This window comes from Isoptericola luteus, assembly GCF_020297055.1.
In the GTDB taxonomy this organism is placed as follows: domain Bacteria; phylum Actinomycetota; class Actinomycetes; order Actinomycetales; family Cellulomonadaceae; genus Isoptericola; species Isoptericola luteus.
This window is the reverse complement of sequence record NZ_JAIXCQ010000017.1, coordinates 16,643-31,302: the sequence shown is the minus strand read 5'-3', so window position 1 is coordinate 31,302 and position 14,660 is coordinate 16,643. Positions and strand designations below refer to the sequence as shown.

The following is a 14,660-nucleotide window of genomic DNA, read 5'->3' as shown; positions in this document are numbered from 1 at the left end:
CCACTTCGGTCTCACCTTAGGCGAGCAAGCCTGAGGATTCTCGGGGAAGCGCCTGACCGACCGGCTGTTCGCGACTGCCGCGCATAGGGGTGGCGACCCCCGGGACGCGGCGTCAGACGCCGGAGAGGAGACGGGCAGCAGCCCGCACCACCATGAAGCGAACCTTGCCGACCCTCACGGCCGCGCTGGCGGTCGCCCTCCTCGGGGTGCTCGCGCCGGCGCACCCCGCGCACGCCGCCGGCTCCTCAGAGGGCGTCTGCACCGTGACCGGGCACGACGTGACCGGGACCGCCACGGCCGTCTTCGTGCCCGGGGCGGACGGCGCCTGCCAGACCGATCCGGTGCCGGAGCCGACCGCCCCCGCGGACCCCGACGGCACCGGTGACCCGGACGGTTCCGGTGATCCGGACGATTCTGGTGACCCCGGAGGTCCCGCAGACCCCGCAGACCCCGCAGACCCCGCAGACCCCGCAGACCCCTCGGTGCCGGACGGCGCCGAGGGGCCCGGGGCGCCCGGCGGCTCCGAGAGCGCGCCGGGGACGACCGACCCGTCGGAGCCCGTGCCGGGAGCCCCCGGGACCGAGATGCCGGCCGCTCCCGATCAGGACACCGAGCCGGGGGAGGGGGACGCCGACCCGGCCCCCGGCGCTCCCGACGGGACGGTGCCCGACGGGACGGTGCCCGACGGGACGGTGCCCGACGGGACGGTGCCTGACGAGACGGTGCCCGACGGGACGGTGCCCGACGAGACCGACAAGACCGACGAGACCGACGAGACCGACGAGAAGACCGAGACGCGGCAACCGCCGGCGTCGCGCGAGGACGAGCGCCGGACCACGAAGGACACCGAGCGCGACACCGAGCGCGACACCGAGCGCGACACCGAGCGCGACACCGAGCGGGCGGGCGGCGGCGACGACCGCCGTCGGACGACCGGACCGGCGGCGGTGGCGCGGCAGGATGGCGACACGACGGACGCCGGGGCCGACGAGACGGACCCGGCGTCCGAGGGCGCCCAGGCCGCGGCGTCGCAGGAGGATGCTCCATCAGCCGCGGACCCGGGCACGCTGCTCGTCGCGGGCGGGGTGCTGGCCGCCGTGCTGGTGCTGCGCGGGCGCAGGGACCAGCTGCTCTGAGGACAGGCGGGCGGGCGGCTCAGGCCTGCGCGTCGAGCCGGTCCTTGAGCTGGCCGAGCTGCCCCCAGAGCTGGTCGGGCACGCGGCCGTCGAAGGTGGCGAAGAACTCGGCGGTGAGGTCGGCCTCCGCGCGGACCTGCTCGGTCGGGACGGCGAACAGTGCGGCGAGGACGTCGTCGGACAGGTCGAGGCCGGCCGTGTTCAGCGCGCCCGGCGCGGGGAGCAGGCCGACGGGCGAGTGGACGGCGCCGGCGTCCGTGCGCAGGCCCCGCGCGCGGTCGATCTGCGTGACGATCCACTCGATGACGCGGGAGTTCTCGCCGAACCCCGGCCACAGGAAGGAGCCGTCGGCGTCCTTGCGGAACCAGTTCACCTGGAACACCTTGGGGCGCTTGTCCGCGTCGAGGCCCTGCCCCACGCTCAGCCAGTGCGACCAGTGGTCGGCCATGTTGTAGCCGCAGAACGGCATCATCGCGAACGGGTCCCGGCGCAGCTCGCCGACGGTGCCCTCCGCGGCGGCGGTGCGCTCGGAGCTGATGGTCGCGCCCATGAAGACGCCGTGCTCCCAGCTCGTGGCCTGGGCGACCAGGGGCACGTTGGTGGCGCGTCGGCCGCCGAAGACGATCGCGTCGACGGGCACCCCGGCGGGGTCCTCCCAGGTGTCCGCGATGGACGGGCACTGGGCCGCGGCGACGGTGAACCGTGAGTTCGGGTGGGCGGCGGGCGTCTCGGACGCGGGCGTCCAGTCGTCGCCCCGCCAGTCGACGAGGTGCGCCGGCGCCTCGGGCGTGAGGCCCTCCCACCAGACGTCGCCGTCGTCGGTGAGGGCCACGTTGGTGAAGATGACGTCGTGGGAGAGGGTGTCGATGGCCGTCGGGTTGGTCTCGACGCCCGTGCCCGGCGCGACGCCGAAGAACCCGGCCTCCGGGTTGATGGCGCGCAGGCGGCCGTCGGGTCCGGGACGCATCCAGACGATGTCGTCGCCCAGGGTCTCGACCTTCCAGCCGGGGATGGTGGGCCGGAGCATGGCGAGGTTCGTCTTGCCGCAGGCGCTGGGGAACGCCGCCGCGACGTGGTAGGGGCGTCCCTCGGGGGAGGTGACGCGGATGAGCAGCATGTGCTCGGCCAGCCAGCCCTCGTCGCGCGCCATCGCGGACGCGATGCGCAGCGCGAAGCACTTCTTGCCCAGCAGGGCGTTGCCGCCGTACCCGGAGCCGTACGACCAGATCTCGCGGGTCTCGGGGTAGTGGACGATGTACTTCGTGTCGTTGCACGGCCACGGCACGTCCGGCTCGCCCTCGGCGAGCGGGGCACCGACGGAGTGCACGGCCGGGACCCACTGCTGACCCGCGTCGATGAGGTCCAGGACCCGCGCCGACACCCGGGTCATGACGTGCATGGAGACGACGACGTACGGCGAGTCGGTGATCTCGATGCCCACCTGGGAGATCGGGCCGCCGACCGGGCCCATGGAGAACGGCACCACGTACATGGTGCGGCCCCGCATCGAGCCTGCGAAGACGTCGTCCAGCTCGGCGCGCATCTCGGCCGGGTCACGCCAGTTGTTGGTCGGGCCGGCGTCCTGCTCGCGCTCGGAGCAGATGAACGTGCGGGCCTCGACACGGGCGACGTCGGACGGGTTCGAGCGCGCCAGGTAGGAGTTCGGGCGCTTGGCCTCGTCGAGCCTGACGAGCGTGCCCGCGGTGACCATCTGGTCCAGGAGCCGCTGCTTCTCGGCCGCGGAACCGTCGCACCACACGACCTCGTCGGGCTGCGTGAGCGCCGCGACCTCCGCCACCCACGCGTGCGCGTCCGTGTGCGTCGCGGCGGTGCTCCTGGCGGCGCCGGCTGCGGCGTCGGGAGCGAGCTCGGCGATCGCCAGGCGTGTGCGGCGCGGGTTAGCGGTGATGGTCATGTCGTGCTCCGTCCGTCGGCGTGGCCCGGCGTCGCCTGCCGGTGCTCACCCTCCAGCCTGAGCCCGAGCCCATCGACCTTTCGACCGAAACGGCCGTGAAGATTCGCCGATCTTCACGTACCGTGAATCCGTGGCCACGAACGACCCGGCCGGGGAGCCGGACCTCATCACGCTGGGCCGCCGGATCCGGCACGCCCGGACGGCACGCGGCCTGACGCTCGACGCCCTGGGGGAGCGGGTCGGCTGCGCGCCGAGCCTGCTGTCGCTGGTCGAGAACGGCCGCCGCGAGCCCCGGCTGTCGCTGCTGCGGTCCATCGCGGCGGCCCTGGACGTCGGGGTCCCGGACCTCCTGGCGGACGAGCCGCCGTCGCGCCGGGCGCAGCTCGAGATCGCGCTCGAGCGGGCGCAGCGCGGTCCGCTGTTCGGCGCGCTCGGCCTCCCCGCGATCAAGCCCAGCCAGCGGCTGCCGATGCCGGTGCTGGAGCAGGTCGTGGGCCTGCACGACGAGCTCGCCCGCCGCTCGGAGGAGGCGATCGCCACCCCCGAGGAGGCGCGGCGCGCCAACACCGAGCTGCGGCAGGAGCGCGAGCACCGCGACAACTACCTGCCACAGCTCGAGGCCGTCGCCGAGGACCTGACCCGCAAGGCGGGGTACGACGGCGCAGGCGCACTGACGCACCGCACGGTGGCGCGCATGGCCGAGCAGATGGGCTTCACCCTCCTGCACGTGGACGACCTGCCGCGGTCGGCACGGTCCGTCACCGACCTGAGGAACGGCCGCATCTACCTGCCGCCGGCGTCGATCCCCGGCGGGCACGGCCTGCGGTCGCTCGCGCTGCAGGCGATCGCCCACCGGGTGCTGGGGCACGAGCGCCCGCGCAGCTACGCCGAGTTCCTGCGCCAGCGGGTCGAGATCACGTACTTCGCGGCGTCGTGCCTCATCCCGCAGACGACCGCCGTCGAGTTCCTGCAGCAGCGCAAGCGGGACAAGGACCTCGCCGTCGAGGACTTCCGCGACGCGTTCGGGGTGACGCACGAGGCCGCGGCCATGCGGCTGACGAACCTCGCGACGGTGCACCTGGGGATCCCGCTGCACTTCCTGCGCGTCGGGGACGACGGCGCCCTGTTCCGTGGGTACGCGAACGACGGCCTGCCGCTGCCGCGCGACGTCACGGGCGCCATCGAGGGCCAGCTCGTGTGCCGCTGGTGGGCGGGCCGGGAGGCGTTCACGCGCCGCGACCGCGCCACGGAGTCCTACCAGTACACCGACACCCCCGCCGGCACGTTCTGGGACTCGGTGCAGACGGGGACCGCGGCGGACGGCCGCCAGTTCTCCGTCACCGTGGGCGTGCCGTACGCGCACGCCAAGTGGTTCCGGGGGCGCGACACCCACGTGCGGCGCACGTCGACCTGCCCCGATCCCGGCTGCTGCCAGCGGCCGCCGGCGGAGCTCGCCGGACGTTGGGAGGCCGCGGCCTGGCCCAGCGCGCGCATGCACCAGCAGGTCCTCGCGGCGCTGCCGCGCGGCGCGTTCCCCGGCGTCGACGACACGGACGTCTTCGCCTTCCTGCAGCGCCACGCCCCGACCGAAGGGTTGTGAGCGGGCGTTTGGCCCTCCTTCGCGACCGAAGGAGGGCCAAACGCCCGGGGCGTGGCGGGGCGGCTCAGCGGAAGCGCTGGGCGGCCAGCGGCGCGTTCTCGGCCAGGTCCGCCACCGCGGGATGAGCGGCCTCGGCGAACACGTCGCGCAGCGCCCCCGACGCGACGAACATGCCCTCCGCCATGACGTGGACGGTGGGGCACAGGCGGTCCACCAGCTCGACGTCGTGCGACACCAGCAGCACGGCGGTGCCGATCTCGTCGGCCACCTCGGTGAGCCGCCGCACGACCTCCCCCCGCATCGCCGGGTCGACGGCGGTGAGCGGCTCGTCGAGCAGCAGGGCCTCCGGACGGGTCGCGAGCGCCAGCGCCAGCGCCAGGCGCTGCTTCTCGCCCCCCGACAGGGTGTGCACGGTGCGCGGCGCGAACCCGTGGGGGAGGGCGACGTCGTCGAGCAGGTCCGCGACGGTCTGCCCCGAGGTGCGTCCCGCCTTGCGGGCGTCCTTGAGGGCCTCGGCCACCGCCCGCTCGACCGTCCAGCGCGGGTCGACGTCGAGGCCGTTCTGCGCCACCGTCCGCACGGCGGCGCGGAACCGCTTCTTGTCGCGCCGGGAAAGGCGGGACACGGTGCGGCCCTCGAAGGTCACGTGACCCTCGCGGATGCGGATCTGCCCGCCGAGCGCCTGGACCAGCGTCGACTTGCCCGCACCGGACTCGCCGACCACGCCGACGGGCGCACCGCCCGCCACCAGCTCCAGGTCGACGCCCTCCAGCACGGCGGGACCCCCGTATCCGACCACCAGGTCGGTGGCGCGCAGGATCGGGGCGGGGGAGGTCGTGCTCATGCGGTGTCACCTTCGTGAGTGCTCCGGTCGGCGGGGGCCGGCCGATAGTCCGACGAACGACGGTACCCCGCGGTTCCCCGTTCCCCGGCCGACGGGGTGCGCGACGCGGCGAGGCCCGTCCCGGTCAGCCCCCGCCGGTCTACCAGAAGCCCGTCCTGACCCGCAGCGTCTCGGGGAGGACGTTCGCCAGGGCGCCGCGCAGGGACTCGCCCTCCGCGCGGTGCGCCGCGGCCACCTGCGGGTCGTCCCACCGTCGTTCGTGGTCGACGTGCTCGTGGAAGGCGCAGAGGCGTGCGGCGAGGTCGCCGTCGACGGCCGCGCACATTGCCTCGTCCACGAGACGTCGGCCACGGCTAGCGCGCCGGGAGCGCGCCGCCGCGGGCGTCGAGGCGCTCCAGCAGGGTGGGGAACACGTCGCCGAGGCGCAGGCCGTCGTGCTCGAACTCGTTGGTCACCCAGGCGCGGGCGTTCCCGACGTGCGCGGCCGTCTCCAGGGACAGGCCCGCGTCGACGAACATGTCGTCGTAGTAGACGGCGGCCTCCAGGGGCACCTCGTTGCGGGCCAGCACGTCGAGGTCGTACAGGTCCTCCCACCCGGTGCGGGCGGCGAGCGCCTCGGCCGCGGCACGGAAGGGGCGCAGCTCGCGGATCTGCTCGAACATCCAGGGGTAGATCATCTCGCCGGTGAGCAGCAGGGGCCGGGCCGACGGCGCGAACTTGGCATCGGCATCGCGCACCCGCTGCGCCGCCCACGCGGTGGCGCCCGTGCCGGACTGCGCGTAGATCGACTCGTGCAGGACGGCGTACATCGGGTTCGTCGCGAAGCCGGTGGCCGCCTCGACCTCGGCGAGGAACGTGTCCGTCAGCTCGTCGGGCGCACCGTCGTCGAAGGCCTCGTCGAGGATCCAGTGCACCCGCTCGTAGCCGGGGCCCATGCCGAAGGCCATGCCGAGGGTCGCGAAGCGCTCGACCGTCAGCACGTCCCCGGCAGGCAGCCGCACGTCGCCGACGGCGAGGCGGTCCGCGACCCTCGCGATGCGGGCCGCGTCGTCGGGGTAGCGCTCGTGGTACCGGGCGTTCTTGGCCACGACGCGCGGCTGGGTGCGTCGGTACACGTCCTCCGCGCTCGCTGTCAGGCCCGCGAGGCCCCCGGTCACGTACGACGCCGCCACGCCGTGCGGCGCGCGCGACAGGTAGGTGAGGGTGAGGAAGCCGCCGTACGACTGGCCGAGCGTCGACCAGCGCCGACCGCCGTACACGGTGTTCCGCACGTGCTCGGCGTCGGCGACGATCGAGTCGGCGCGGAAGTGGGTGAGGTGCTCCGCCTGGACGGCGGCGTCGCCGAGCGCGGTGAGCGCGCCGGCACGGACCGCCGTCGAGCGGCCGGTGCCGCGCTGGTCGAGGAGCACCACCCGGAACCGCTCGAGCGCCTTGCCGACCCAGCCGTCCGGCCCCGTGGGCCGCGGGCCCTTGCCGCCAGGGCCGCCCTGGAGGAAGACGAGCAGCGGCAGGTCGTCGCGACGCTTCGTGGGGTCCACGAGCTCGCGGACGAACACGGACAGGGTGCGGCCGTCGTCGGGCCGCGACCAGTCCAGCGGGACCCGGACGGTGCGGTCGGTGACGTGCATGCCGGGGATCGTGTACTGCGTGGTGGAGGTGATGGTCACCCGGCCAGGGTAGGGCTGCCTGCCGTCCGGGCGGTGATGAAGGACACGCTTCTTGAGGCGCTCATAAGTTTGATGACTTCAAAACTAGCCGTAGGCTCGCCCCCATGGACGAGGCGCAGGGAGCGCACACCGCGACGGACCGGGCGCAGGCCCTCCGTGAGCACGGGCTGCGCGCGACGGCAGGTCGCGTCGCGGCGCTCGCGTACATCGACGCCCACCCGCACGCCAGCGCCGCGGACGTCTACCAGGGGCTGGTCACCGACCTGCCGTCGACGTCGCCCCAGGCCGTCCACAACATCGTGCAGGACCTGCACCAGCGGGGACTGCTGCGCCGGACGGACCTGCCCGACGCGGGCGGGGCACGGTACGAGACCCGCACCGGCGACAACCACCACCACGTGCAGTGCGTCGTGTGCGGCCGCGTGGAGGACGTCGACTGCGTCGTCGGTCACGCGCCGTGCCTGATGCCGTCCGACACGCACGACATGCGCATCTTCGTGACCGACGTGACCTTCCGCGGGATCTGCCGATCCTGCGAGCAGACGGAGCCGGAGCCCGCCGCGTACTGACGCGAGCGGCCGGCCCACCCACCGAGAGGAACCACCATGGCGACCATCGCCCAGACCCCTGACACCACCACCGTGCTCGACGAGCCCGTGGTCTCCGAGGAGACGCTCCTCGTCGGGACCGTGACCATGGCCGACCTGCGCCAGCAGCACCAGGCCCCGCGCGCCCTGCGCGACGGCGAGTTCGTGGCCACCCTCGCCTGCTCGGCCCCCGGCGCCCCGAGCCACGTCCTCGGTCGCCGTGCCGGCGGACGGGCCTACGACCGCGTCGCCCTCGCGTACACGTCGGGCGGCCGGACCCAGCAGCGGGTCTGGGCCCTCGAGGCCGACCGCGGCGCCCAAGCGCACTACCGGCTCCTGGAGGACACGGGCACGCGCGGCGGGTTCGCCGTCGCGGGCTGAGTCGACATCCACGCCGCAGGCCGTCGTCCGTCAGGACGGCGGCCTGCGGCGTCCGGTCGCGGCTTGCATTATTGGAGCGTGCACTCCAATAATCGACGCGTGCAGACCCCCACCGAGGTGCGACAGCCCGTCGCCGTCCCCCTCCTCGTGCTCGCGGTGACCGCGGCGGTCGCCGTCGGGCTCGGCTCCGTGCTCCCGCCGCTGGCCGGTCGGCTCAGCGACCTGCTCGACCGCACCCCGCTGCCCAGCCTCGGCCCGGTCGAGCTCTTCGCGGGCCTCCCGCTGTCGTGGTCCGTGCCGATCGTCGGCGGGCTCGGCCTGGTGGGCGGGGTGTTCCTCGCGCTCGTGACCGCGGGCGAGGCGCTGCGTCTGACCGTCGCGGACGACCACCTGGAGCACCGCACGGACGACCAGGAGGGCTGGGTCGAGCGGGCCGAGGTCACCGGCGTCTTCCGCGACGGCCACGACCTGGTGCTCCTCGGGGCCGGCGGCGCGCCGCGGGCGCGCCTCGACGCCGACACCCTGCGCGCGGCCGAGGTCCGGGGAGCGTTCGAGACGCACGGCTGGCGATGGCTCGACGGCGACCCCCACGAGGCCGCCTACCTGCGCTGGATGGACGGCCGGCCGGGATTCACCCCGGCCGAGCACGCCCTGCTGCGACGCCGGCTCGCCGAGCGCAAGGATGCCGCCGCCGTCGCGGAGGTCGACGCCGAGCTCGCCTCGCGGGGCGTGGCGGCCCGGCGGCGCGGTGACCGGCTGGAGGTGCGGCGGTGCGATCCGACGGGAGAGGCTCGTGGCACGCACGGTTGACCCCCGGCGGCACGCCCGACGACGCCTGCAGATTATCGACGCCGGACTGAGCGTGCTCGCCGAGCGCGGCTACGAGGGCGCGACCACCGCCGCGATCTGCCGGCGGGCGGGCATCGGCTCGGGCACGTTCTTCCACTACTTCGCGACCAAGAGGGAGCTGGTCCTCGCGATCCTGGAGCTCGGGACGGCCGAGACGCACGAGCAGGCGGCGGCCCTCGACGGGCGGGACGACCCGGTCGGGGTGCTGCTCGACCTCGTGGGCGGGTGGGCCGCCGACGCCGCGGACCCGCGCATCCCCGGCTTCGTCCGCGCCGTGGCGGGCGTCATGCACCTGCCCGCCGTCGCGACGGCGCTCCAGGCCGACGACCGCGCGCAGCGTGAGGTGCTCCTGCCCTGGATCGAGCGGGGCCAGGCGGCGGGCGAGGTGCGCCGCGACGTGCCGGCTGCCCGCATCGCCTCGTGGCTCGTCCTGCTCACCGGCGGCTTCCTCGAACGGGTCGCCACGGACGACGCCTTCACGGCCGTGGGGGAGCGCGACCTCCTGGTGCGCACCGCGGAGTCGTTCCTGCGCGGCTGACGCTCGCGGCTGCGTGATCCTGCGACAGCGACTAGGCATGGGGAATGCCCGCGCGTCCCCTGTCTCCACGGCACCGTTGACGTGGGTGCCCTGCTCGCGCTCGTCTCGGCGGCGATCTACGGCGTGACCGACGTCGTCGGCGGGCTGGCGGCACGCCGGATGGCAGCGGTGCGCGTCGCCTTCCTCGCCCAGCTCGGTGGCCTCGCGACGGCGCTGTGCGTGGCGCCGGTGTTCCGGCCGGGCCTGCTGACCTGGGCGGGAGTGATCGCCGCCGTGCCGGCGCTGTGGCTCGTGTCAGGGCCCGGGCCGGGCGGCACGCCGGGTGACGCCGGCGCCGTGCGGGACGGTCTGGCGTCGAGCGTCGAGCGTCGGGGTCGCGGTGCAGTACTTCGCGCTCGCGCAGGCCGGCGCGGGCTCGGGCATCTGGCCGGTCACGGCCGGGCGGGTCACGGCCGTCGCCCTCGTCGGGCTCGCGGTCCTGGCCACCCGCGGCTCCGCGCCGCCCGCGACCCGGCCGGGGTGGCGGGTGCACCTGGCGGCGGTCCTGTCGGGCGTCGGAGCCGCGGCGGGCCTCGTCGCCTATCTGCCCGCCACCAGGCTGACGCTCGTCACCGTCGCCGTGGCCCTGGCCGCCCTGTACCCGGTGGTGCCGGTCCTGGTCGGCGTGACGGCGCTCGGCGAGCGCCCACGCCGGGTCCAGGTCGCAGGCCTGGCGCTCGCGGGCGTCGCGAGCGCCCTCCTCGTCCTGCCGTAGTCCCAGCATCCCCCCACCAAGGGCAGGAGGAGACGCAGAGCGGCGGGGAGGAACGTCGTGCGGGCGGTCGTCGAAGTTCCCGAAGTGGAGGGCGCCCTGGCGCCCGTGAACGCGACCGCCCGCATGACGTTCCTCCCCGCCGCGGACCGAGAGAACGACCTACTGCACGTCAGCATCCACCCAGTCGAACGTCTTCGTCACGGCCTTCTTCCAGGACCGGTAGAGGCGCTCGCGCTCGTCCTCGGCCGCGGCCGGGGTCCAGCGCTTGTCCTCGGCCCAGTTGGCGATGACGTCCTCCTCGCCGTTCCAGAACCCGACGGCGATGCCCGCGGCGTAGGCAGCGCCGAGCGCCGTCGTCTCGGCCACCTTGGGACGGACGACGTCCACGCCGAGCTGGTCCGCCTGGAACTGCATGAGCAGCTCGTTGGCCACCATGCCGCCGTCGACCTTGAGCTCGGTGAGCTCGACGCCGGAGTCGAGCTTCATGGCGTCGACGACCTCGCGGGTCTGGTACGCCACCGCCTCGAGCGCGGCCCGGGCGATGTGGTTGCGGTTGACGAACCGCGTGAGGCCGACCAGCGCGCCCCGCGCATCGGGCCGCCAGTAGGGGGCGAACAGGCCGGAGAACGCGGGCACGAAGTACGCGCCGCCGTTGTCCTCGACCTTGCGGGCCAGCCACTCGACGTCCGGGGCGTCCTCGAACATGCCGAGGTTGTCCCGCAGCCACTGGATGAGCGACCCCGTCACGGCGATCGAGCCCTCGAGCGCGTACCGGGTCGGCTGGTCGCCGATCTTGTAGCACACGGTCGTCAGGAGCCCGTTCTTGCTCGGCACCTTCTCCGTGCCGGTGTTGAGCAGCATGAAGTTGCCGGTGCCGTAGGTGTTCTTCGCGTGGCCCACCTCGAAGCACGCCTGGCCGAACGTCGCGGCCTGCTGGTCGCCGAGGATGCCGGCGATCGGCACGCCCGGCACGAGGCCGCGGGGACGGCCCTGGCCGTAGACCTCGGAGGAGGACCTGATCTCGGGCAGCATCGACATCGGGATGCCCATGTCCGCGGCGATGTCCTCGCGCCAGCTCAGGGTGTCGAGGTCCATGAGCATGGTGCGCGAGGCGTTGGTGACGTCGGTGACGTGCACACCGCCGTCCGACCCGCCGGTCATGTTCCACAGCACCCACGTGTCGGTGTTGCCGAAGAGCAGGTCGCCGCGCTCGGCGGCCTCGCGCGCACCCTCGACGTTGTCGAGGATCCACTTGACCTTGGGGCCGGAGAAGTACGTCGCGAGCGGCAGGCCGACGATCGCCTTGTACTTGTCGGCGCCCTCGGAGCCGCCGAGCTCGTCGACGATCGCCTGCGTGCGGGTGTCCTGCCAGACGATCGCGTTGTAGACGGGCTTGCCCGTGTTCTTGTCCCAGACGACGGCCGTCTCGCGCTGGTTGGTGATGCCGATGGCGGCGAGGTCGGTGTGCGCGAGGTTGCCGCGCGTCAGCGCGAGGCCCACGACCTCCCGCACGTTGCTCCAGATCTGCTCGGCGTTGTGCTCGACCCACCCGGCCTTGGGGAAGATCTGGTCGTGCTCGAGCTGGCCGGTGGAGACGATCCGGCCGGAGTGGTCGAAGACGATGGCACGCGAGCTCGTCGTGCCCTGGTCGATGGCGAGGACGTAGTCAGCCATGGTGGAGGGTGCCCTTCACGTCGGTGTGTGGATGAGTTCTCAAGGAGGAACGGGTCAGCCGTTGTACGCGGCGCCGAGCAGGCCGGCGATCACGCCACCGACGAGAGGGCCGGCGACCGGCACCCAGGAGTAGCCCCAGTCGCTGGAGCCCTTGCCCTTGATCGGCAGGAGGGCGTGCGCGATACGCGGGCCGAGGTCACGGGCCGGGTTGATGGCGTACCCCGTCGGGCCACCGAGGCTCGCGCCGATGCCGACCACGATGAGGGCGACCGCGAGCGGCCCCAGGCCGGAGGGCGACTCGCCCGAGACGACGACGAAGAACACCAGGACGAACGTCGCGAGGACCTCGGTGACGAAGTTCCAGGCGTAGGAGCGGATCTCGGGGCCGGTGGAGAACACCGCGAGCTTGGTCGCCGCGGGGGCGTCCTCGTCGAAGTGCTTCTTGTACGCGAGGAAGGCGAGGACGGCACCGATGATCGCGCCGATCATCTCCGCCGCGAAGTACATGAACATGTTGCCCACGGTCGGCTCGATCGTGGCGGTGACCATGCCCTCCGGGCCGGTCACCGAGTAGAACGGCATGTCGGCCGAGAACAGCCCGATCGTCACGGCGGGGTTGAGGTGGGCGCCGGACTTGTACGCCGCGAACACACCGGCGAAGACCGCGAGGCCCCAGCCGAAGTTGATCAGCAGCCAGCCGCCGTTGAAGCCCTTGTTCTTGGGCAGCACCACGTTGGCGACCACGCCGGCACCCAACAGGATCAGCGTCGCGGTTCCGATGACCTCGGACCAGAACGCATTCATGAGCAGTGTGTCCATCGTCGGTTTCACTTTCTGCGTAGGGGACTTCGTCGTCCTCTCCTGCACGGAGAGCCCGCGCCGGGCGGGGGCCCGGCTGCGGGTGGCCGCCCCGGTGGACCCGGGGCGGCAGGAGTGTCAGCCCCGCAAGGGCTGCATGGCTGCGACGTCGGCGGCGCGGAGTCGGACCGCCTCGGCCGACGCGTCGTCGGGCTCGCGCCCCGCGGCGTCCTCGGCCTCGGTGCGGGCGAGGTACGCCTCCTTCTCGGACTGGACGGTCGCCTCGTCCCAGCCGAGGAGCGGGGCGACGATGTCCGCGATCTCGTCGACCGCACCGCGCCCGCGGTCCGCCGTCTCGTAGACGAGACGGGTGCGGTGCAGCAGCAGGTCCTCGAGGTGGAGCGCCCCCTCGTGGCTCACCCCGAAGTGGATCTCGGCACGCAGGTAGGCGCCGGCGTGCTCGAGCGGCCGGGCCAGCGACGGGTCCTTCTCGCACAGGTCGACGATGTCGCGCAGCGCGGACCCGTACCGGTGCAGCAGGTGGTCCACGAGCTGCGGGCTCCAGCGGTACCGCTGCGCCCAGGCGCGGGCCTGGCGGCGCACGGCCTGCAGGCCGACGGCACCCAGCAGCGGGATGTCGTGCGTGATGGACGGCAGCGCGGCGGCGCGCTGGCCGATCGCGAAGTCCACGGCGTCCTTGGCCATCACGCGATACGTGGTGAGCTTGCCGCCCGCGATGACGGTGAGCCCCGGGGCCGGCGAGGCGACCGTGTGCTCGCGCGAGACCTTGGCCGAGCCGGTGCCCTCCTTGGTGCCCGGCTGGAGCAGCGGGCGCAGGCCCGCATAGGTGCCGACGATGTCGTCCCGGGTCAGCGGGTGGGCGAGCACCGCGTTGGCGTGCTCGAGCACGTAGTCGATGTCGGCCGCGGTGGCCACGGGGTGCACCGGGTCCTGCTCCCAGGGGGTGTCCGTGGTGCCCACCACCCAGTAGCGCGACCACGGGATGACGAACAGGACCGACTTCTCGGTCTGCAGGATCAGGCCGACCGAGCCCCGGATCCGCTCGCGCGGCACGACGATGTGGATGCCCTTGGAGGCGAGCACCTTGAGCCCGCCCTGGTCGCCGGCGAGCGCCTCGGTGTCCTCGGTCCACACGCCCGTGGCGTTGATGACGTGCCGGGCGCGCACGGTGATCTCACGGCCCGTCTCGAGGTCGACGACGACGGCACCGTTGACGGCCCCGGTGGCGCTCTTCGTCAGCCCCACCACCTGGGTGCGCGCTGCCGCGTTCGCCCCGTAGCTCGCCGCGGTGCGCACCAGGGTCGTGACCAGCCGGGCGTCGTCGACCGACGCGTCCCAGTACTGGACGGCGCCGATGGCGGCGTCGTGCGCGAGGTCGGGGAACTTGCGCTCCATCTGGCGACGCGACAGGTGCCGGTGGATCGGCATGGCGCGCCGTCCGGGGGCGAGCGCCGCGAGCGTGTCGTACAGGGCGATGCCGGTGCCCACGTAGGCCCGCTCCCACACGCGGTGCTCGAGCGGGTAGAGGAACGGGACGGGCTTGACCAGGTGCGGCGCGAGCTTCTTCAGCAGCAGGTCGCGCTCCGTGAGCGCCTCGTGCACCAGGTGGAAGTCGAGCATCTGCAGGTAGCGCAGCCCGCCGTGGACCAGCTTGCTGCTGCGGCTGGAGGTGCCGGACGCCCAGTCCTGGGCCTCGACGATGGCCGTCGAGAGTCCGCGGGTGGCGGCGTCGAGCGCGATGCCCGCGCCGGTGACACCACCGCCGACGACGAGCACGTCCAGCTCGGCACTGGAGTCCTGGGACCCCTCGAGCGCTGCGAGCGCCTGAGCGCGGGACTCGGCGGTGAGCCGGGTGGAGGCCATCGGTCTTCCTTTCGTCGGCGACGACGTCCCCCA

Annotated in this window: 14 protein-coding genes; 7 read left to right on the top strand and 7 right to left on the bottom strand. The window is 73.6% G+C overall.

The features are described from left to right. The first annotated feature begins 164 nt into the window (after nucleotides 1-164). Nucleotides 165-1,136 (top strand): hypothetical protein, encoded by a 972-nt coding sequence (locus tag LEP48_RS17390; protein ID WP_225566840.1) that lies wholly within the window; start codon nucleotides 165-167, stop codon nucleotides 1,134-1,136. Nucleotides 1,137-1,155: 19 nt separating this feature from the next. On the opposite strand, the gene LEP48_RS17385 is transcribed toward LEP48_RS17390, so the two are convergent. After that, on the bottom strand, nucleotides 1,156-3,051 hold the full coding sequence (locus LEP48_RS17385) for a phosphoenolpyruvate carboxykinase (GTP) (RefSeq protein ID WP_225566839.1): 1,896 nt from the start codon (nucleotides 3,049-3,051) through the stop codon (nucleotides 1,156-1,158). A gap of 130 nt (nucleotides 3,052-3,181) precedes the next feature. Between LEP48_RS17385 and LEP48_RS17380 the strand changes: the two genes are divergently transcribed. Beyond that, entirely contained in the window at nucleotides 3,182-4,651 is a 1,470-nt protein-coding gene (locus LEP48_RS17380) for a helix-turn-helix domain-containing protein (protein WP_225566838.1), read from the top strand. 64 nt (nucleotides 4,652-4,715) lie between these two features. Here the strand turns inward: LEP48_RS17380 and LEP48_RS17375 are convergent, their stop codons facing one another. From LEP48_RS17375 to LEP48_RS17365, 3 genes are all read right to left on the bottom strand, one after another. Next, nucleotides 4,716-5,495, bottom strand: a complete 780-nt coding sequence (locus tag LEP48_RS17375; protein ID WP_225566837.1) for an ABC transporter ATP-binding protein — start codon at nucleotides 5,493-5,495, stop codon at nucleotides 4,716-4,718. A gap of 139 nt (nucleotides 5,496-5,634) precedes the next feature. Continuing rightward, nucleotides 5,635-5,832 (bottom strand): hypothetical protein, encoded by a 198-nt coding sequence (locus tag LEP48_RS17370; RefSeq protein WP_225566836.1) that lies wholly within the window; start codon nucleotides 5,830-5,832, stop codon nucleotides 5,635-5,637. Nucleotides 5,833-5,848: 16 nt separating this feature from the next. Next, nucleotides 5,849-7,162: an alpha/beta fold hydrolase gene (locus LEP48_RS17365; protein ID WP_225566835.1), complete on the bottom strand. Its 1,314-nt coding sequence runs from the start codon at nucleotides 7,160-7,162 to the stop codon at nucleotides 5,849-5,851. Nucleotides 7,163-7,266: 104 nt separating this feature from the next. Here LEP48_RS17365 and LEP48_RS17360 point away from each other — a divergent pair, with 104 nt between their 5' ends. The 5 genes from LEP48_RS17360 to LEP48_RS17340 all read left to right on the top strand — a co-directional run bounded on the left by LEP48_RS17360 (nucleotide 7,267) and on the right by LEP48_RS17340 (nucleotide 10,271). Further along, nucleotides 7,267-7,731: a Fur family transcriptional regulator gene (locus LEP48_RS17360; protein ID WP_225566834.1), complete on the top strand. Its 465-nt coding sequence runs from the start codon at nucleotides 7,267-7,269 to the stop codon at nucleotides 7,729-7,731. Between the two features lie 36 nt (nucleotides 7,732-7,767). Beyond that, on the top strand, nucleotides 7,768-8,130 hold the full coding sequence (locus LEP48_RS17355; RefSeq protein ID WP_225566833.1) for a hypothetical protein: 363 nt from the start codon (nucleotides 7,768-7,770) through the stop codon (nucleotides 8,128-8,130). A gap of 99 nt (nucleotides 8,131-8,229) precedes the next feature. After that, nucleotides 8,230-8,940: a YqeB family protein gene (locus LEP48_RS17350; protein WP_225566832.1), complete on the top strand. Its 711-nt coding sequence runs from the start codon at nucleotides 8,230-8,232 to the stop codon at nucleotides 8,938-8,940. Continuing rightward, complete coding sequence (locus LEP48_RS17345; RefSeq protein ID WP_225566831.1) at nucleotides 8,924-9,517, top strand: TetR/AcrR family transcriptional regulator; 594 nt, start codon at nucleotides 8,924-8,926, stop codon at nucleotides 9,515-9,517. The genes LEP48_RS17350 and LEP48_RS17345 overlap by 17 nt, the downstream gene beginning before the upstream one ends. Nucleotides 9,518-9,839: 322 nt before the next feature. Continuing rightward, nucleotides 9,840-10,271: an EamA family transporter gene (locus tag LEP48_RS17340; RefSeq protein ID WP_225566830.1), complete on the top strand. Its 432-nt coding sequence runs from the start codon at nucleotides 9,840-9,842 to the stop codon at nucleotides 10,269-10,271. Between the two features lie 159 nt (nucleotides 10,272-10,430). Here LEP48_RS17340 and glpK read toward each other — a convergent pair whose 3' ends face one another. From glpK to LEP48_RS17325, 3 genes are all read right to left on the bottom strand, one after another. Next, nucleotides 10,431-11,945 carry a glycerol kinase GlpK gene (glpK, locus tag LEP48_RS17335; RefSeq protein WP_225566829.1) on the bottom strand — a complete coding sequence of 505 codons (1,515 nt, stop codon included), beginning with the start codon at nucleotides 11,943-11,945 and terminating at the stop codon, nucleotides 10,431-10,433. Between the two features lie 54 nt (nucleotides 11,946-11,999). Beyond that, the gene (locus LEP48_RS17330; RefSeq protein WP_225566828.1) at nucleotides 12,000-12,764 is read right to left on the bottom strand and encodes an MIP/aquaporin family protein; all 765 of its coding nucleotides are present in this window, start codon (nucleotides 12,762-12,764) and stop codon (nucleotides 12,000-12,002) included. A 117-nt stretch (nucleotides 12,765-12,881) separates the two neighbouring features. Next, nucleotides 12,882-14,627, bottom strand: a complete 1,746-nt coding sequence (locus tag LEP48_RS17325) for a glycerol-3-phosphate dehydrogenase/oxidase (RefSeq protein ID WP_225566827.1) — start codon at nucleotides 14,625-14,627, stop codon at nucleotides 12,882-12,884. Nucleotides 14,628-14,660 lie beyond the last annotated feature (33 nt).